15 protein-coding genes are annotated in these 18,882 nt (G+C 42.7%); 2 read left to right on the forward strand and 13 right to left on the reverse strand.

All coding sequences use genetic code 11. The features are described 5' to 3' along the window. The 11 genes from PXH68_RS05445 to miaA form a co-directional block, all read right to left on the reverse strand. Positions 1-687: a DnaD domain-containing protein gene (locus PXH68_RS05445; protein WP_248028344.1), complete on the reverse strand. Its 687-nt coding sequence runs from the start codon at positions 685-687 to the stop codon at positions 1-3. A 7-nt stretch (positions 688-694) separates the two neighbouring features. Continuing rightward, a complete protein-coding gene (gene metA, locus PXH68_RS05450; RefSeq protein ID WP_248028345.1) occupies positions 695-1,627 on the reverse strand; it encodes a homoserine O-acetyltransferase MetA in 933 nt (310 codons plus the stop codon). Between the two features lie 92 nt (positions 1,628-1,719). Further along, positions 1,720-2,232, reverse strand: a complete 513-nt coding sequence (locus tag PXH68_RS05455; protein WP_158455273.1) for an adenine phosphoribosyltransferase — start codon at positions 2,230-2,232, stop codon at positions 1,720-1,722. Positions 2,233-2,309: 77 nt separating this feature from the next. Further along, a complete protein-coding gene (locus tag PXH68_RS05460) occupies positions 2,310-3,374 on the reverse strand; it encodes a DUF3114 domain-containing protein (protein WP_248028346.1) in 1,065 nt (354 codons plus the stop codon). Between the two features lie 11 nt (positions 3,375-3,385). Next, the gene (gene recJ / locus PXH68_RS05465) at positions 3,386-5,602 is read right to left on the reverse strand and encodes a single-stranded-DNA-specific exonuclease RecJ (RefSeq protein WP_248028347.1); all 2,217 of its coding nucleotides are present in this window, start codon (positions 5,600-5,602) and stop codon (positions 3,386-3,388) included. A 113-nt stretch (positions 5,603-5,715) separates the two neighbouring features. Beyond that, the gene (gene cls / locus PXH68_RS05470; RefSeq protein WP_248028348.1) at positions 5,716-7,263 is read right to left on the reverse strand and encodes a cardiolipin synthase; all 1,548 of its coding nucleotides are present in this window, start codon (positions 7,261-7,263) and stop codon (positions 5,716-5,718) included. A gap of 78 nt (positions 7,264-7,341) precedes the next feature. Beyond that, a complete protein-coding gene (locus PXH68_RS05475) occupies positions 7,342-8,097 on the reverse strand; it encodes an SDR family NAD(P)-dependent oxidoreductase (RefSeq protein ID WP_248028349.1) in 756 nt (251 codons plus the stop codon). Next, on the reverse strand, positions 8,094-9,023 hold the full coding sequence (gene rnz, locus PXH68_RS05480) for a ribonuclease Z (protein ID WP_248028350.1): 930 nt from the start codon (positions 9,021-9,023) through the stop codon (positions 8,094-8,096). The genes PXH68_RS05475 and rnz overlap by 4 nt, the downstream gene beginning before the upstream one ends. 10 nt (positions 9,024-9,033) lie before the next feature. Continuing rightward, positions 9,034-9,663 (reverse strand): cystathionine beta-lyase, encoded by a 630-nt coding sequence (locus PXH68_RS05485; protein WP_248028351.1) that lies wholly within the window; start codon positions 9,661-9,663, stop codon positions 9,034-9,036. After that, positions 9,647-10,897, reverse strand: a complete 1,251-nt coding sequence (gene hflX, locus PXH68_RS05490; protein ID WP_248028352.1) for a GTPase HflX — start codon at positions 10,895-10,897, stop codon at positions 9,647-9,649. The genes PXH68_RS05485 and hflX overlap by 17 nt, the downstream gene beginning before the upstream one ends. After that, on the reverse strand, positions 10,890-11,774 hold the full coding sequence (gene miaA / locus PXH68_RS05495; RefSeq protein WP_248028353.1) for a tRNA (adenosine(37)-N6)-dimethylallyltransferase MiaA: 885 nt from the start codon (positions 11,772-11,774) through the stop codon (positions 10,890-10,892). Before miaA ends, hflX begins: the two co-directional genes overlap by 8 nt. A 68-nt stretch (positions 11,775-11,842) precedes the next feature. Between miaA and PXH68_RS05500 the strand changes: the two genes are divergently transcribed. Further along, positions 11,843-12,013, forward strand: coding sequence for a DUF3042 family protein (locus tag PXH68_RS05500; protein ID WP_032502441.1), 171 nt, complete (start codon positions 11,843-11,845; stop codon positions 12,011-12,013). A 534-nt stretch (positions 12,014-12,547) separates the two neighbouring features. Here the strand turns inward: PXH68_RS05500 and PXH68_RS05505 are convergent. Further along, entirely contained in the window at positions 12,548-13,675 is a 1,128-nt protein-coding gene (locus PXH68_RS05505; protein ID WP_248028500.1) for an MFS transporter, read from the reverse strand. A 247-nt stretch (positions 13,676-13,922) separates the two neighbouring features. Between PXH68_RS05505 and PXH68_RS05510 the strand changes: the two genes are divergently transcribed. Next, positions 13,923-15,071: a cobalamin-independent methionine synthase II family protein gene (locus PXH68_RS05510; protein WP_248028354.1), complete on the forward strand. Its 1,149-nt coding sequence runs from the start codon at positions 13,923-13,925 to the stop codon at positions 15,069-15,071. Between the two features lie 97 nt (positions 15,072-15,168). On the opposite strand, the gene PXH68_RS05515 is transcribed toward PXH68_RS05510, so the two are convergent. After that, positions 15,169-18,711 (reverse strand): pneumococcal-type histidine triad protein, encoded by a 3,543-nt coding sequence (locus PXH68_RS05515; RefSeq protein WP_316715497.1) that lies wholly within the window; start codon positions 18,709-18,711, stop codon positions 15,169-15,171. Between the last annotated feature and the right edge of the window lie 171 nt (positions 18,712-18,882).

An 18,882-nucleotide genomic window follows, 5' to 3' on the forward strand; every position in this document is an offset into this window, starting at 1 on the left:
TTAATCTTTCCAAAGATTCATTGCATCATAGAATTCAGCTGATGCTGTTACTTGTTTGGGATTGACTTGTTCCCGCTCTGCATTTTTCGCTTCTACTTGAGCGACTGTTGTGATTCCTTCCCGACGCCAGTTGCGCAAAATGGCTTGAATATAACGCCAGTTTGTCTTACCACTAAAGACCGCCTCACGAAGTGCTGCTCGAATCAGGTCAGCAGCTGTACCTTCCTCCAAGGATTGTTGCAAATCTTCTAACTCAAACGGAGAGAGCATTCTGCCCAATTCTCGTTCGAAATCAGACACCAGCTGCAACAAATCATTCTCAAGCAAAGGTGGAGCTGTCTCCTCAAGTGGCAGACTTGCTTGCGGCTGATGCAAATCTTCCAAGCGATCAAAGAGTGGAAAGGCATTGAACAAGATATCTACTTCTCCAGCAACGCTAATTTCTTTTAATTCCAAGAGGCCTTTTTCTACCAGACCTTCAATCAAGTCATTAATGATCATCAGGTCTTGCCCAGTTGCCTGGGCGATTTCGCTAGGTGCAATGGCCTCTAGCGAACTGGTATTTTGAAAATAGAAAAATTGCCAAACGAGGAATTCTTGAGCAGAATCAAAAATTTCCTGAAAACGAAAGAGGAGGTCAGCTGGCAAAACCAGGTGACCTTCTTTGAAATGACGAAAAGTGGACATTTTCCTCTTAATCCCTTTCTGTGCTATCGAATTGACTCCAATCAAACGGAGTTTCTTGGTAAACAGCATAATTTATCCAGTTGGTGAAAAATTGCGCCGCTGCCAAATTCCATGTTAAACAAGGCAGTCGATTCAAATCATCTTCTGGAAAATACTGGTGAGGTAGGTTGGGAGATTTCCCTGCGGCACAATCACGCTGATACTCTCTTTGCAAGGTGTCTCGGTCATATTCTAAATGCCCAAAACTATAAACCTCGCGCAAATCATGACTGGCTAGAATGGATAATCCCACCTCTGGACCTGCAGACAAGATTTTCAAATGCGCCAGCGATTGAATATCTTCCTTTCGAACTTCCGTATAACGTGAATGCGGTGCTTTAAACTGGTCATCAAACCCTCGCATCAATGGACAATGCGTCGCCAAGACTTGCTGAGAATAAACTCCAGAGAGTTTCTCCTTCAAGGCATGTTTTGCAACGCCATAACGAGCATAGAGACCAGCTTGCGCTCCCCAACATATATGAAGTGTTGAATAAACATGGCTTTTTGCCCAATTAAAGACCTCTAGTAATTCAGACCAATAATCCACCTCCTCAAAAGGTAGATTCTCAACAGGGGCGCCAGTCACAATCAAACCATCAAAGTACTCCTCACGAACTTCAGAAAAATCTTTGTAAAATTGGTCCAGATGATCGCTATGGGTATTTTTGGATTCATGACTAGCCATATAGAGGAACTCAACTTCCAACTGCAGGGGAGTATTGGCTAAAAGACGGAGTAACTGAGTCTCCGTCACAATCTTATTAGGCATCAAATTCAGAATGAGAATTTTGATTGGCCGAATATCCTGACTGCCTGCGCGGAGATGATCCATTACGAAAATATTTTCTGTCCGTAAGATATCTACCGCTGGCAAATTTTTCTCTAGCTTAATGGGCATAGCAACCTCCATCTCTTTTTATCTATTATAAAAGAGGAAGCTATACTTTTCAATTAGAATAAAAATAGGAATTGTTATAGTTTCAAGCTATATTAGTAGTGCATCAAAACCTTGTAATCGTAGTCTCCGATTGCTTCACGGCCTTTTAAGTCGTCCAACTCAATCAAGAAAGCACAACCAGCAACAACACCACCCAATTTTTCAATCATTTCGATTGTGGCTTTAACAGTTCCACCAGTAGCCAACAAATCATCCACAATCAAGACACGTTGACCTGGTTTGATGGCATCAGAGTGCATCGTCAAGGTATCAACACCATATTCTTTTTCGTAGTCTGCTGAAATCACTTCGCGAGGCAATTTTCCTGGTTTACGAACAGGGGCAAAGCCGATTCCCAATTCGAAAGCCACTGGACATCCAACAATGAATCCACGCGCTTCGGGACCAACGATCATATCGATTTTCTTGTCCGTTGCATATTGGACAATTTCACGAATGGCATAACTATACGCATTGCCATCAGCCATTAAGGGGCTGATATCGCGGAAGGTAATTCCTTCTTTTGGATAGTTTTCAATGGAGGCAATGTAATTTTCAAGTTTCATTTTATTCTCTCTTTATTTTTTATTCTACTCTTCATTATAGCATGAAATTCCTATTTTGGGGACAAAAATCCCACTTATCAACCAGATTCCACTTCTCTCTTCAGCTTTTTGATTTCTCGCTGGACTTGACTGTACTTGCTGACACCATTAAGTGCTGTTAACCCCCTTGGGTTTTTATAATGAAAAGCCCAGTTTTTCAATGAAAATGACAAGTTTTTCCTAGGGAACAAGCTAGGGGATAGGTAGCGGCCTGCTTTGGTCTTCATCATATTTTTTCGAAAGACTGGATCCATCTTTCTAACAGGAGCGATATCCAAAAGCCAATGCAGTCGGTTGTTGCGACTGGCATAATTAAATGAAGCACCATTTATCGTTCCATTTTTATCAAACTGACCATCCCCAATCAATAGGAATTGCCCTTCCGCTGACAGAATAAACTCGGAATGGAAATGGACCAGAATCTTCAGGTTTGGCGAAAAATGACAGACTTGATGTCCATTTGCTGCTAGGAAAACTTTATTGTGGAGGCGGGCAGATTCGTCCAAGCGATAAACCTTTTTTTTCAAAGTTTTTAGATAAGAAATGAGAGCATCACGGTCGGATTGTCCATTTTCTCCATGGTGTTGTCGCACCCAATTAGCTTGCTGATTGGCAATTAAATACCGAAGTTGGTGCAAGTCTCTCCACAGTCCCTCCTGCGATTCATCTGAAAAGCATTCGGCAACAAAACCTGCAAAATCTTTCCAAAATGGATGGTGAGGCGGAGTTTCTTTCGACATCTTTTCCAACAAAGTAGCTGCTTCTTCTGCACTTCCCTTCCATTCCTTTGGAAAATCTAGAAAAGAAAGGAAGAAGGCCAGATGCTGTTGTTTTTCTTGCTTAGACCCTTGCCACTGGGCTAAGCAGAGTCGGTGAAAGCTAGAGCTAGCAAACAGACCTGCTTCTGCACTGTTTATTTGGCCCTTAACCCTACTTAGAGCAGTTTGCGACCACCCCATCTGAGACAATTCTTGCAAAACGGTATCGCTTTTCTCAAACTGCACATCCTCCTGTTGCTTGCCCCTTGTTTCTCTGCCCGTCAATTTGTAGGCACTCAAAAGCAAAAGGACAAACAAGCTAAGGTATATGATCCAATTTGACATAGACCCTTCTCCTAGTTTTCCATCAGCCAATTATAGATTTCTTGTACCGTTCCAAGGGCCATAAGTTCTTGTTCCATGACCTGCTGTTTCAACTCTTGGTAAATCTGACTGTCTGCAATGGCACGTTTTTCAGCCTCAGAATTGACCGTCATGACACCATCCGTGATGGTGACAAAGCCAAGTTCTTGGAAAATCTGAATCATTTTAACCAAGAGCGGTTGCTTGATTTTCAAGTAGTTTGCCAATTCTGCCAGCTTGTATCGGACGTCAAACTCTTTAAATTGATAAATGGTCTTGTAAAGTTTAGCAAACTGGTCTCGGCTACCGTATCCATCTAGATAATAAGGCGTCTTGATCTCATTTTTGAAATAGATGGCCTGAAAATCATGGTCTTGAAAAACGGATTTAAGGTCAGACAGATTTTCTGGTAGCTGGGCTAGAACTAGTGATTGGGCTCCAACTAGAGGACTTAAATCAGTCATATCCAGAACAGGAACGCCATCCGGCAAGGCTTGTTGCTTACTGCGGATGTTATAGAGCTGGACACCTTCTACTCGAGCATCAACCAGCATTAATTGAAGACTGGTATTGCCGTTCCACTGGTTGACCGTCAGGGTCACTGCCAACTCCAAATTCTTTGCTTGAGAAAACTCCAAGGCTTTGTTCCCTTGACCGAAAGCTACTAAATCAAAAGCTGCTTGTCCCTTGACCAGACGGACTTTGAGGTGGGCATTCCCCTGTCCCATAGTTCTTGCAGACTCAACCTGCACATCTTTCACATAAAAAACTGGTTTTTTATTGTCCATACCATATGGCGCCAGTTTGTCAAAAGATTTGAGCGTATCTAAGGTTAATTCTTCCAAGTCCAATTCTTCGTCTATGACCAAGCTAGACTTGCTGGCATTTTCGAGGTTATTGGTCCGAATATAGTCTGCGAGCGTTTCAGATAAGGTATCGAGCTTGTCTACTTCCAAGGTCATTCCAGCTGCTCCAGCATGACCGCCAAAGGCGATAAAGAGATCTTGATGTTCCTTAAGAGCTTGGAAAATGTCAACTGCTTCAACCGAACGGGCAGAACCTTTGGCACGACCATCTTCTATGGACAAAACAATAATAGGTTGTTGTACTTCTTCTAAGAGACGACCTGCAACAATTCCCAGAACACCAGGATTCCAACCCTCTTTGGCAAGAACCTGAACAGGTTGATTGGGGTCAATCATTTCCTTGGCTTGGTTATAAATGTCCTGTACAATTTCCTTACGTTCAGTATTTTTAGCATCGATCATGAGGGCAATCTCATGAGCTTCTTCCTCGTCAAAGCCTGTCAGCAAATCAATGGCTGGATTGGGATCGTCCAAACGCCCAAGAGCATTCAGGCGTGGAGCAATTTGAAAACCAACGGTTTCTTCATCTAGACTAGCGGGCTCAATCCCTGCAATCTGCATCAACTCCTGTAAACCTGCTCGTTCTGTCTGCTTGAGAAGTGATAAACCATATTTGACCATGACTCGGTTTTCATCAGTCAAGCTGACCATGTCCGCAATGGTACCAATAGCAACCAAATCCAGCAAGTCTGCATGGATTGTTTCAAGAAGCGCACAGGCTAGCTTAAAAGCCACACCACAGCCCGCCAAATGTTTGAAAGGATAGTTGCCCGCTGGGTGTTCTGGGTGAACGATGGCATAGGCATTGGGCAAGGTCTCCTGTAAAGAATGGTGGTCTGTCACTACGACATCGACACCCATTTCTTGGGCATAGGCGATAGCCTCATGACCAGCTACACCATTATCTACGGTAACAATCAGGGAAATCCCTTCCTGTTCAATGAAATACTTATAGACTGACTGATTGGGGCCGTAACCATCCGTAAAACGATTGGGAAGATAGACCCGAACCTCTGCTCCTAATTCCTCCAAAGTTTCCTTAAGGATTGATGCCGAAGTCATGCCGTCTGCATCGTAGTCCCCATAAATCAAGATTTGCTCATAGTCCTCAATCGCCCGACGAATCCGCTCCACCGCCTTATCCATATCATGGAGGTGATAGGGATCATGTAAATCCTCTAAACTCGGTTGCAAAAATCTGGTCAAGGCTTCCTTGGTCTGGATACCTCTCTCATAGAGGAGCTTAGCTGCAAGCGGATCTAAGCCTTCTTTTTTTGCTAATTTGATAAAATCATTATCGGAAAAACCTGGAAGAATCTCCCAGTTATAGTTTGATGTAATCACTTTTTTCTCCTTTAATCATAGGCTACTATTATATCATTTTTCTCCAAAAAATGAGAGCCAGGACTCTACCTGACTCTTCACTATATTCAAAGGTTGTCTACTCTCATTTCAGTCTATAAAAGTGGTGAAATAATGTTCATCAAGGCACCTCCTAAACGTTTATACCAAGGATAGGTATTTTCAAAACCAACCAGAGTAATTCGCTCAGATTGGGCAAAGGAGTCCTCGAAATCCTGTAAAATATCTGTCAAGACCTGCTTGTGGTTGTAGACATACAAACCACACTCAAAGTTGAGATAGAAGGAACGGAAGTCCATGTTGACGGTGCCTACAGTTGCCTTCTTATCATCGACCAAGACAACCTTAGAATGGACAAATCCTGGCGTAAATTCATAAATTTCAATACCTGATTCCAGGTAGGTTCTAAAATCTGTACGCGCAGCCAGATAAGCAGACTGTTTGTCGTAGATATGTGGCAAGAGCAATTTAACCCTCACTCCCCGCTTGGCGGCATAGGTCAGGTTATCAATCATCTCATCATCCAAAACCAAATAAGGGGTCATGATATAGATGTAGTCTGTCGCCGACTGGATCATGTCAAGATAGACCCGCTTGGCAACTTCATCATTATCAAATGGACTTTCTCCATAGGCCAAGAAATAGCCTTCACCACCAACGACTTCTGCCTCAGCTTCACGTGCCGCTTTCAAGTATTTCAAGTCGTCAGTTGGCTTTTTCTCATTGTGGTTCCACATCTGCAAGAACATAAGGGTAAAGTTGGATACTGCCTCGCCTTTAATCATGATGGCCGCATCCTTCCAGTAGCCAAAACGCTCTCGTCTATTGATGTATTCGTCTGCAATATTGACACCACCCGTGAAGGCCACCTTGCCATCAATCACAGCAATTTTACGGTGGTCACGGTTGTTCTGAACGGTAGATAAGGCAGGGATAATCTGTGAGAATACTCGAGTCTTAATACCGTAGGAACCCAGGGTCTTGTAGTAGGTATAAGGCAAGGTGCTGAGGGAATTCATTCCATCATACATAAACCGGACTTCCACACCCTGGGCTGCTTTTTCCTTCAGTATATCCAAAATCGATTCCCACATATAGCCGAAATCCACGATGAAATACTCCATAAAGATATACTGCTCTGCTTTTTTCAACTCCTCCAACAGGGCCTCAAACTTGGCTTCTCCTGATGAGAAATAAACCGCATCGGTATTGGTATGAAGAGGATAGCCGACATATTCACTCATGTAGTGAGCCAACTTCAGCTGCTCTCTGTCTTCTTTTGCCAGACCTTTCATCACCTTTTCAGAGGTCTTACCATACTGACGCAAAATCTCTGCCTGGCGCTGAAAGGTTTTTCGATAGCGCTGGGTCTCGATATTGGACTGCAGGATAAAGTAAAAGAGGGCGCCAAAAATAGGAATGCCAATAACAAACAAAATCCAGGTCAGCTTAAAACTAGCGTTCATGGGACGATTGATAATGGAAATGGCTACGATAATGGAAAACAGTTGCAATACGGTCAACATAGCCGGAACATATACAGCCAGTGAGCCCACCGCCCAAAATATAGCTACTACTGTCAAGACAATTAAACTCAGTACGATAAACGTCCGACTATAAACCAATCTCCAAAATTTACTCATATCTCCTCCGTATTGACTGTAATTTCAACTATTATACAAGGAATTTTCAAAAAAATCTAGGCTAACCTAGATTTTCTGCTACTTATAATTAAAAACCGTGCTGGCAAGAAAGTCCGCTAGTCTTGGAAAAAGCGTATAGAGTTTATGAGCTGCTGCCAGGGTCCAGGGCAGGTTGATATCCCGCTTTTTCTTGCCCATAGCTGAAACAATCTTCTTGGCAACATAGTCTGGCTGGAGTAAGAAAGCCTTGACGCTCTCTTGATAGCTTCCATCCGGGTCAGCCTGATCGAAAAAGCTGGTCGCGATTGGACCTGGATTGACCGTAGTAACTGTCACACCATACTGAGCCAGTTCCAAGCGAATGGTATTGGAAAATCCCATGGCCGCAAACTTGGTCGCAGAATAAACGGATGACTTGCTTGATGCGATCAAACCTGACATGGAAATGATATTGATAATCTGCCCACTCCGTCTAGCCTTCATACGCTTGCCCACCAAACGACATAGGGTCATCAAGGCAAAGGTATTGATATCAAACATGGCCTGCACCTGCTGACTGGAAAAATTCTCAAAATCATCGTAAATGGCATAGCCTGCATTATTGACCAAGATATCAATCTGCGCAAACTGGCTATCCACTTCCTCAAAGAATGCCGTCAGAGCTGCTTCATCTCGGATATCCACATCAAATACAGCCTTCTTGTCATGAAAGGTATAGAGTTGCTCGATTTTCTCTACATCTCGCCCTAATAAAATCAAGAAATCATCTTTGAGCAAAGGTACCATTTCCTGTACCAAGCCGCCAGAAGCACCTGTTATCAGAATGGTTCTCATACTTCGATTTCCTCTAAATCTTTAACAATATGAACATGATCAAAAACCTTGCTGGCATCATTTCTCAACTGGCTAACATCCTTGGCCAAAAATCGAGGACTAATGTGGTTGAGAAGCAGCTGTTTGGCACCTGCATCCTTGGCAACCTGAGCAGCTTCCATATTGGTCGAGTGTCCATGTTTTCGAGCGATTTGCTCATCTCCTTTGCCGTAGGTTGCCTCATGAACCAATACATCAGCATTAACTGCCAAACGCACACTAGCATAGCACTTGCGTGTATCGCCTAATATGGTCACCACCTTACCAGGTCGTGGTGGAGAAAGATAGTCACTAGCAATAATCTCTCTGCCATCTTCAAGAATCACATTTTGGCCATTTTTAATCTGTCCAAACAAGGGACCAAAAGGGACACCTGCTGCCAACAAGGCGTCCGCATCCAGACTACCTTCTAAATCTTTTTGAATAACACGGTAGCCGACACATGGAACAGTATGGTCCAACTTCTCAGCGAATACCATGAATTTATCGGTTTCTAAGACCTGACCAACCGTCTCCACTTCAAACTCATGAAAATGAATGCGATAGGGAAGTCGCGTTCCTGATACCTTCAGGCTCGTCAACACATAGGAACGGATTCCCTCTGGCCCATACAGTTCAATATCTGTTTGCTCCTCACTGGACTGAAAAGCACGGCTCGATAAAAAACCAGGAAGCCCAAAGATATGGTCCCCATGCAAGTGGGTAATGAAAATCTTTGACACTTTTCGCGGACGAATAGAAGTTTCCAAAATCTGATTTTGCGTCCCTTCTCCACAATCAAAAAGCCAAATTTCATTGATTTCATCCAAGAGTTTCAAGGCCAAACTGGATACATTACGTGCCTTGGAGGGCTGTCCAGCCCCCGTACCTAAAAATTGAATTTGCATTGTTTACTTTCTAATGTTTTATATATAAAATTGCAGAGCGACCCGACCAAGCATAATAGCTCTGACCAGCATATCCGTCCGCCACTTCCAGCACTTCTTCCTGATTAAAGCCAGAAATCTTGACCAAACCTTTTGTCGTCTCCACTTGGGTCAAGAGATAGTTTGTTTCAACTTCCTCTAACTCGGTGTCCTTAAAAGGATTGGCTTTCATGAAAATCTTGCCCTCCTCCACAAAGACAACATAGTGGGGGAAGACTTGGGCAATTTCAAAGAGCAAGCTATCCGTCACTTCCTCGTCTTGCTCCGAAAAAACCTGAGCCAGACCATCCGCTGACACATAGGCAAATCCGAAAGACTTACCTGATAAATTGAGACGGACAAAGGGCTTATCTTCTTCAAAGCTGGGCTTTTTTGGAAAAAGGCTCAGCTGCTGAGATAGGGCGAGATAGTAATCCGTCGCCTCTTCTGCTCCTTGTTTCTGGTAGATTTCCGCAAAATAAGCATTGATAACTGAAGGCGGTGGTGTGATGAAGTCCAACTTCTGCTGGTCGCTCAAGTCAGCTAATTTCTTAGCCAGATAGACCTTGTCTAGACTGGTAAAGCCACCGTATTTGATTGCCAAATCAAGATAATCCGTCATAAAATTCTTCCAACTTCCATTTATTGCTGGAAGCGATATAGCCTGATACCACTTCCACATCCTCTTCATAAGTCCGATTTTCAATCAGGGCTAGAGTAGCTAAATCATGCATTTTATAAGATTCAGCAAGTGGAACCCTGACCTCAAATCGTTCAAACATGGTCTTAATCTTGGCCAAGACCATCATCTGTATATGGCCTTTGGCATTGTCATCCTTGGCGGACAACATGACATGAGGAAACTGACTTGGGGTAAAGCTGTCATCGGTCTTGTCCAACTTGTTGTAAAGAGCCAGACGTGGAATGTCCAGCATATCCAGGTCTTTTAAAATATCCAAGACTACCTGCTCCTGCTCGCTATGATTGGGGTCAGAGGCGTCGATGACATGGAGCAAGAGGTCCACATTCATAGACTCCTCCAAGGTGGACTTGAAGGCAGAAATCAACTCGGTCGGCAGGTCCTGAATAAAACCAACCGTGTCGGTCAAGGTCACGTTGAACTTGTCAGCCAAGTTAATCTGCTTGGTCGTGGCATCAAGCGTAGCAAAAAGTTCATCCGCCTCGTACTGCCGCTTATCGGTCATGGCATTCATAATGGTGGACTTACCAGCATTGGTATAGCCAATCAAGCCGATTTTGAAAACACCTGATTGCAGACGGCGTTCACGGACAGTTGCTCGGTTCTTCTCCACCGTTTTGAGTTGGCGTTCAATGTCGTGAATCTGATTACGAATGCTTCGACGGTTGAGCTCCAACTGGCTTTCACCTGGTCCACGAGAACCGATACCACCCGCCTGACGGCTGAGCATGATACCTTGTCCAACCAAGCGCGGCAACATATACTTGAGCTGGGCCAAGTGAACCTGCAGTTTACCCTCGTGACTTCGTGCTCGCATGGCAAAGATATCCAAGATCAACTGCATGCGATCGATGACCTTAACCCCCAGAATCTCCTCCAAATTGACATTCTGACGGGGTGTCAGTCGGTTATTGACAATGACGGTATCAATCTCATCAGCTTCGACCATCTGGGCAATTTCTTCTAGTTTCCCTGAGCCGACAAAGGTCTTACTGTCATATTTTTCACGTTTTTGAGTGTAGACTCCCTTGACCAGAGCACCAGCCGTCTTAGCAAGACTTGCCAACTCCTCCATGGACATGTCAAAGTTGTCTGTCTGCTGTAATTCCACTCCAACCAGGAGGGCGCGTTCTTGTTCTTTCTGGGTTTCAATCATTTAAAAATTCCTCCACGGCGGTGAAAATCTGTGACTTGAAATCTGGCTCGCCCACTGAATAAAAGGGAACCTGCATGCGATTTCTAAACCAGGTCAATTGGCGTTTGGCAAAGCGGCGGCTATTTTGCTTGACCTTATCAACTGCTTCTTCTAGGCTGATTTGACCTGCTAAGTATGGAAAAAACTCCTTGTAGCCAATTCCCATAGCAGCTTGGGCTTGGGGATGTTCTTGGTAGAGCCAGCTGACTTCATCTAGTAAGCCCGCCGCCATCATCTTATCCACTCGCTGATTGATGCGGTCGTAAAGAACCTGTCTGTCATCCGTCAGGCAGATGTATAGGGGCTCATATTCTGACTCTGTATTTTCTAAGTTCTTGCCAAATTTTTTCAACTCTAACCCACGAATGATTCTCCGTCGGCTGTTTCCCTCGACCATCAAACCTGCCTGCTCTGCCATTGTTTCCAAAACCTCGTCAGACAAGCAGTCGAGTTCCGCCCGATAAGCAAGAACTTGCTCCTGATCAACCTGCCCGCCCAGATGGTAGCCTTCAAGTAGACTTTGGATATAAAGGCCTGTTCCACCCACGATAATGGGCAACTTTCCACGACTAGTAATGTCTGCAATTAAGGCCTTGGCTTCTGCTACAAATTCATAAGCCGAATAGCCCTCGGTTACATCTCGGACATCAATCAAGTGATGAACCGCAGCAGCCTGCTCTTCAGGACTAGCTTTTGCCGTACCAATATCTAGTTTGCGATAGACTTGCTGGCTATCACCGCTGATAATTTCTCCATTGTAGCGCTGGGCCAACTCAATGCCTAAGGCAGTCTTTCCTACCGCTGTCGGTCCAATGACCACAATTACTTTTGTTTTCATCTTTTTCCTTGAAAATATTTTGTTTTTTCGCTAAAATCTATTATAACACAAGTAAAGGAGAATTCACTATGGCTAAAGGTTTTGGTAAAGGATTTTTAACTGGCGTTTTATCAACCGTTGCTCTTGCCGCAGGTGCTATCTTCACCGTTCATAAAACAATCATTGAACCAGAAGAGAAAAAAGAGGCTTTCATCGAAGAAAACCGTAAAAAAGCCGCGCGCAAACGTGTCGCACACTAATTAGAAAAGGGAAGCTTGACTTGTCTTTTCAGATCGCTTTAAAAACCTATCTCCTATACGAGATAGGTTTTTTTACGAACAGTTTCATTTCCGAAAACTTAAAAATAAATGTTTAGAACACGTGAATACATTGTTGTGACAGGAAAATCAATTTTTAAATATGTTAATTCAATGTATTTGCGTATTTTAAATTGTTAAAACATGTCATTTCAATGTATTTGCGTATTTTTACATTTTAAAACATGTCAATACACTGCTGTGGCTTATTTTAAATGTTTAAAATAGATCATGTAACTATTTTGATGCATTTTACAGTTTTAATGACCTAATCATGCTCTCTGAGTTCCTATTAGGATTTCTAATACTCAATGAAAATCAAAAACAGACTAGGCGACGCAGATGCAGATAGAACTGAAGTTCATCAAATCAAGTCAACAACGTCTGATTTTGATTTTCGAAGAGTATAAAGTTTTCTAGTCTACTCGTCAACGATAACAGACATAAAAAAAGGCTGGCAGTTGCCAACCTATACATTTAGACAATGATATCTTCTTTTTCGATCAGGACAATGGTCCACATCATGGAAATGGTCACGACTGCTAGTGCCAGAATTAAAGGCATCCAACTTCCAAATAGAGGGAAGCTATAGCCAAGAAGACCTGGACCAAAGGCAGCAATCAAGTAGCCACCTGTCTGTACCATACCAGATAACTGAGCAGTCGCCTGGCTGTTGCTGGTTTTCAAGGTAAAGCCCAACATCATGTATGGGAAGAGGGCTGCATTTGAAAAGCTTAGAATAATATGGAGGACTGACCAGAGAACAAAATTGGCTGGAATTATTGCCATCATCACCAAACCTAAAAGGGTCACTGACGAGATAGCTAACATGATGTTTCGACGCATTTCCTTGCTTTGACGAGAGAGGATTGCTGGGATAATCATGGACATGGGAATGGCTGTCATGTTGAAGAAACCAGCCATCAGTCCTGCTTCCGCCTTGCTAAAACCAACAGACTGGGAAATCGTCGGTAGCCAAGTAATCTCTGTATAGTAGAGAACCGACTGCAACCCTCCGAAAATCAGAAAGGCCAAGGCTGCCTTATTTTTCCAGATGGAACTACTTTGCGTACTCTGTTTTTTAGCCTCGAAGCGGTGATTGTTGCGCGTCGTAGGCAACCAAATAATAAATGCCAAAAAGACTACGCCTGTGATCAAAAGGACAAAGAACTGCCAAGAACTTGATGAAACAATTGGCACAGCAATCATCGCTGCAACTGTTGCTGCCACCCCCATCAGGGTAATGTAGATGGTCGTATAAAGCCCGATTTTCTTTGGAAAATTAGCTGTTACCAAACTAGGTAACAAAACGTTGATAAAAGCAATCGTCGCACCAACAATGACAGTTCCTAAAAATAGGAATGGGAGTCCCAAAATGCGCATCCCTGATCCAATAACCATGACAAACAATACAATCGCCATGAGTTTTTCCATCCCAAACGTTTCAGCTAACTTTGGTGCCAAAGAAGAGCACAAGGCAAACATAATCAAGGGGATAGAGGTTAAAATACCTAACGAGCTAACGTTTACTCCCAAATCTGCAGCAACATCCGTTAAAATAGCCGGTAAAGCTGTAAAGGGAGCACGCATGACGACCCCAAGCATCACAATTCCCAAGGTAGTTAGTAATAATTGATTCTTTTTCAAGTAATTCTTTCCTTCCATTTTCCATAAAAATGCACTCTAGATTATACCATAAGTCCCCTTGCTTCCCAAGTAAATTTATCAAAAATCACAAAAAAGAAAGCTTTACCTATAGTTTAGAACTATATATTTGTTGACTATTTAACTATTTTTCAAGTTGGAGAGTTTCAGGTAGAATAAAACCATCACTTTAAAAGAGAGAAATGATTTGACAAGTTCTAGATTTCAATTAGTTGGTTCCTTGTTACGACCATCTGACTTAGTAAAATACAAGCGTGAGATTGAAGTACGAGACGACATCTCCTATCCATTTTACCAAGATTTTGCAGGCTACCAAGAAACAGAACTGGCAGACATCAAGGCTGTCATTGCGGAGCAAAAAGAACACGGTATTCCTTATCTAACAGATGGTGAGTTCTCAAAATCAATGTGGCACCTTGATTTTGCCTGGGGCTTGCATGGCATTGAGCGTTACATCGCTGAGCATGGCTACCCTTTCAAGGACCATGATGGGAATATCTATGAAACCCGAAAAGATATCGGCCTGCGTATCGTCGATAAACTGTCTGGTAAAAATCATCATTTCATTGACATCTACAAGATTGTCAAAGCTGAGGCTGGTGATGCAGCTACCAAGCTGACAGTTTGGGGACCAGCACACGCCTTTACAGAAATTGCAGTCTTCAATGGTCAAGTTGGTCCTGACCAAGTCTATCAAACACGCGAAGAGTTGAAAGAAGGCTTGATCCAAGCCTACAAGGAATTTCTGACGGACTACAAGGTAGCAGGTGGTGAAATCGTACAATTCGATGACTGCCTTTGGGAATTGTTTGACCCAGCAAACCCTGTTCCATTTTTACCACAGGATGATCCAGAAGCCTTGGCTGCACTTGCTGATGAATTCGTAGCCATCAACAACGCAGTCATTGCTATCGGTCATGACTTAGGTCTAACAGTTTGGACACACAACTGCCGTGGTAATTATGAAAGTCGGCACGCTGCTGGCGGAACTTATGAAGCCATTGCAGAGAAATTCCTTCGTGACCAGCAATATGACCGCTTCTTCCTCGAATGGGATGATGAGCGAGCTGGTGATTTAAAAGCTTTGGAAAGCTTGCGTGATAAAGATGTTGAAGTTGTCTTAGGTCTTCTATCTAGTAAAACAACTGACCTAGACGATGAAGAACGCGTATTCCGTCTCTTGGAAGAAGCAAGCAAGATTATTCCAAAAGAGCGTCTCTACTTGTCACATCAATGTGGATTCGCCTCATGTGATTCAGGTAATGAATTGGCCATCCCAGAACAATGGGCGAAAATTAAACAAGGCCAAGAAATTGCAGAGAAGTTTTGGGCATAGCCTCTTCTCCTTATTCGTGCACCACAACAGCCCCATCTTTGATGGGGCTGTTGTTTGTTCTTCTGAAGTCTTAAAACTAGAAATTGGTTCGAAGTGTCTAGTAAGCTGATTCATTTTCAAAAGAATCTAACAAACTCCCTAGTGGCTTCCAAGTCAAACCAATGTCTTCATTGTCCTCCTCAGAAACTGAACTTGTATATTCTCCGAAAATATCGGATAACCACTCTAGATCTTCATCGGATAACTCGATGTCTTCCTCACTTGATTCATCAGTGGTTTCCAGATGATCCTCTATAGGGGAACTTGGAGCTGTCGTTTCGGTTGATGGTGCTGGTTGGCTAGGTTTTTCAGTCTCACCTTCATTTTCAGTGAATGTAGGAGTTTCTGTTGAAGCTGATTCTTCAGAAGTTGCTTCAGGTTGACTTGCCAGCACTTGATTATTAGTTGCATTTGAAACCTCTGATGCTTCTGTAGAACTTGAAGCTTGTGCATGACTCGGATGAATCTCAGCTGGTGCACTTTCTACTTCGATAGGTTGAACTAGGGCTGGTTGATTTGCTTCCACCAATACAATTTCTGGCAAACTCAAAGAATTGACAAAGAAGTCTCTAGTCCCCTCGACAAACATATTCATTTCCAGACGATTCATCTGCAAGACACCATACTCTTCAGACATTTCCAATTGCTGCTGAACCTGACTCTTGATATCATTAGTCATTGCGATGCTGCTGGCTATCAAGTCTTCAGCTAACGAAATAGGACTAGCTGCCAATTCTCTTCTCACAACCATGCCATAAATCTGGTTAATGAGACGAGCTGCCTCTTGGCGAGTGGTTGGCTTCAGATACGGACTGTCAATTCGCGCCAAAAGGTAGTCCATGTATTCCATCAATCGAATTTCTGCTCGATCTTGGAACTGCTGAATTTCCTTCAAACTATGGGAAATTCTAGCCAACTCTTTCTCATCTCTCTTGAGACTAGCCTGATTAATTCGTTCCACCCAAACAGTCTGTGACGTTGCTGTCCCAGTTAGATTGGTCATTCTCAACAAAGCAAGGAGGTCCTGATAAGTTTGATTTTCTACCTCGGAACCTGGTTCGGTCTCTTCAAGCGCTTTTTCATCTTGTACTTGCTCTACAATATCTGGGAAGGTCATCTGTCTTGTAAACATCTCGCGGATGTCTGCTACAAATGCCTCCATAAATGCCCTATTTACTTGCAGTTTTTCTAATGCAGGACTAGTCTGAATAGGGTAGGTTTGATGAGCGACCTTTGCAAAATGGAGAGCGATTTTCACTTCCACCAATTCTTTGGACAAATCCAAAGGTTTGACGGTACTATTTCCTCCCAAGGTTGCTTGGAACAGACGATCTAAGGTGCCTGCCAATCTTTCCCGCAAATCAGGTGACAGATACGTTTGATCCAACTGAATAAGCATGTAATCCATATACTCCATTGCCGTGATATCTGGACGGTCTTGGAAATGCTTCAACTCTTGCAAGATATGTTCTAAATTAAGCAATGACTGCCTATTTTTATCCTGACTGGCTTGATTGAGTTGATTGGTCAATTCTTCCTTATTAACTGGCAAGTTGCTAGTATCTAACATGCGAATCTTTTCAAGAATTGATTGATAAAGGCTATCAGCTTGATCTTCATGACGGCTGGTCTCTTCTTTCAAAATATGAACCTTCTCAAATTGAGTCAACATAGCAAGATAACCTTCCGTCGAATTGGTAACCAATTCATCTAAATGGCTTGAAAACTCCTCCAAAGCTCGTTCAATACGACGGTATTCCTTGCTCGCTTGATCATATTTTTCAAGCGCAGTTTGACGCAAACGATCCACTTCTTGATCTACGATCGCTCGAGCAAACTCTCCCTCTCGGTAACTTCCTACAATACTTGGTAATTTATTAGCAAGATAAGGTTCGATGCCATCCACTGCTTGAATATGTAAGACATGATCATGACTTCCATGTGGAAGAGTGAACTTCTTATCTCGGATTATCAATTTAGAAGGTGCAATACCTGTCCGCTTGGCTACCGCCAAAAGCTCCGCTTCAAAGTCCATTTCCGGATCACCAGTCACCTCTGGAATGACTAACATAGACCGTAAGATCACATATGGATGCACATGAGTCGGATCATAGGCGTGACTAGGATCATTGAAGCTAAAGGTCGTATCTGAAACTCGAATAGCTTCTTTTGGTACACCATAGACCTTAGAAATGTAGTCGATTTTTCTTTCCAAATCCTCGTTGCTTTCAAACGGTTTGGTTAAATCAATATCTTTCAAAAGTACCAGATGATCATGATCCCCATGCGGATACATAAAGGCTTGACCCTGCGGAGTATCCAAAAGGCTAATTGAACTTACAGGTAAACCAAGTGCCTGGGCAAGATAGTCACGCTTGCTGGTAATCACTGCATCTTCTTTTGATGGTACCAAGGATTCCTGACCCTTACTATCATCAACTGTAATTGGATTGCTTGTAGAATCACTAGCTTCACTCTTGTCATTGTCTAGCGCCTCTGAGTCAGCTTGAGGATTGGTTAGCAAGAGATAAGCCCATTTTGATCGAGCAAGGTCTTCTTTTCTAAGGACGTGGGTATGGCCCTTATGCTGAACAAGCAAGCCTACGGCATTTTGACCGACAATACCTTTTCCATCAAACAAAAAACCATCACTAGTCGGGTAATCAAGCCCAGCAATTGCTTGAATCCTTGGTGCCACAGGAACTACAGGTTGATGTGGCTGTCCAACTTCTATGGTATGAATAGGATTTATTGTGGATGTTACTGGACCATTAGCAACTACTCCCCTATTTTGTTTTAAAATATAATGGTAATGATCTCCATGTCGAACTGTGTAGCCATTTGCATCTTCAGCTATGATATCTGCTGGGTTAAATTGATAATGATCTTGATGGGAAGCACTAGATACCCGAGAATCTGCTCGAAAATCCGATTGCTTGGTGAAATCCATACCAACTGGGATCAGATATTCCCACTTGCTCCCTTTCAAATCGCCATAAAAAATAAAATGCCTGTGACCATTATGCAGCACGACAATACCTGTCGCTGTTTTACTTTCCACTTGTTTTTCATCTGTCAATAAAAAGCCATCTGTGGTTGGTCTGTCAATTCCAGCAACTCCTGTATGACTTGTTGAAGACTGACTTTCTGATTCATGGTCATGGCCGTGATCATGATGGTGATGATCATGTTCTGGATTGTTTTCGGTCAACTTTCTCGCCTCTTCCAAAGAAACAATTCCATCTCCAGCTTTTTTAGGATAGTAATAAATTTTCCCCTTAACACGAATAATATAGCCTGTCCGAACTTTATAAAGAATATCACTTTCATTTAATCTGTAGCTTGAATCATCTAAAAGTGTTTCCTTTAAGAATTTCGCTTCATAAGGTACAGAACCCTTTTCAAAATGTTGATGGTCCCCATGAACTAATACGTATCCATCTTCACTTAAGGCAGCAACCACATAAACAATGTCTTCCTTTTGAGCCTGATGCTGGTCAAGCGATGTGCTAATTTCTTGTGCCTGCTGTTCTTGCTGACAAGCCATAAGTGTCAGTCCACACATAAGAGAAATTCCTGCTAGAAAAAACTTCCCTTTCATATTCACCATTTTCTCCTTCTTTCAACGCAAAAATAATTCACCAGTTAAGTATATGATTTTATCATTTATTAGTCAACTGGTTAGTAATTAACTGGTTTATATTTTGGTGTTTTTAACACGAAAAAAGAGAGAACAAATTTTGTCCTCTCTTTTCAAATAGTGAAAAATAGT

The sequence above is a fragment of the Streptococcus sp. 29896 genome (assembly GCF_032594915.1).
Taxonomy (GTDB): domain Bacteria; phylum Bacillota; class Bacilli; order Lactobacillales; family Streptococcaceae; genus Streptococcus; species Streptococcus suivaginalis.

Excerpts from the sequence above, each read along its gene's own strand:
- miaA (WP_248028353.1), bottom strand. The coding sequence starts at position 11,774 with ATGAAAACAAAAGTAATTGTGGTCATTGGACCGACAGCGGTAGGAAAG.
- metA (WP_248028345.1), bottom strand. The coding sequence starts at position 1,627 with ATGCCCATTAAGCTAGAGAAAAATTTGCCAGCGGTAGATATCTTACGG.
- cls (WP_248028348.1), bottom strand. The coding sequence starts at position 7,263 with ATGAGTAAATTTTGGAGATTGGTTTATAGTCGGACGTTTATCGTACTG.
- PXH68_RS05460 (WP_248028346.1), bottom strand. The coding sequence starts at position 3,374 with ATGTCAAATTGGATCATATACCTTAGCTTGTTTGTCCTTTTGCTTTTG.
- PXH68_RS05485 (WP_248028351.1), bottom strand. The coding sequence starts at position 9,663 with ATGACGGATTATCTTGATTTGGCAATCAAATACGGTGGCTTTACCAGT.
- PXH68_RS05445 (WP_248028344.1), bottom strand. The coding sequence starts at position 687 with ATGTCCACTTTTCGTCATTTCAAAGAAGGTCACCTGGTTTTGCCAGCT.
- PXH68_RS05500 (WP_032502441.1), top strand. The coding sequence starts at position 11,843 with ATGGCTAAAGGTTTTGGTAAAGGATTTTTAACTGGCGTTTTATCAACC.
- PXH68_RS05515 (WP_316715497.1), bottom strand. The coding sequence starts at position 18,711 with ATGAAAGGGAAGTTTTTTCTAGCAGGAATTTCTCTTATGTGTGGACTG.
- PXH68_RS05505 (WP_248028500.1), bottom strand. The coding sequence starts at position 13,675 with ATGCTTGGGGTCGTCATGCGTGCTCCCTTTACAGCTTTACCGGCTATT.
- rnz (WP_248028350.1), bottom strand. The coding sequence starts at position 9,023 with ATGCAAATTCAATTTTTAGGTACGGGGGCTGGACAGCCCTCCAAGGCA.
- PXH68_RS05475 (WP_248028349.1), bottom strand. The coding sequence starts at position 8,097 with ATGAGAACCATTCTGATAACAGGTGCTTCTGGCGGCTTGGTACAGGAA.
- hflX (WP_248028352.1), bottom strand. The coding sequence starts at position 10,897 with ATGATTGAAACCCAGAAAGAACAAGAACGCGCCCTCCTGGTTGGAGTG.
- PXH68_RS05455 (WP_158455273.1), bottom strand. The coding sequence starts at position 2,232 with ATGAAACTTGAAAATTACATTGCCTCCATTGAAAACTATCCAAAAGAA.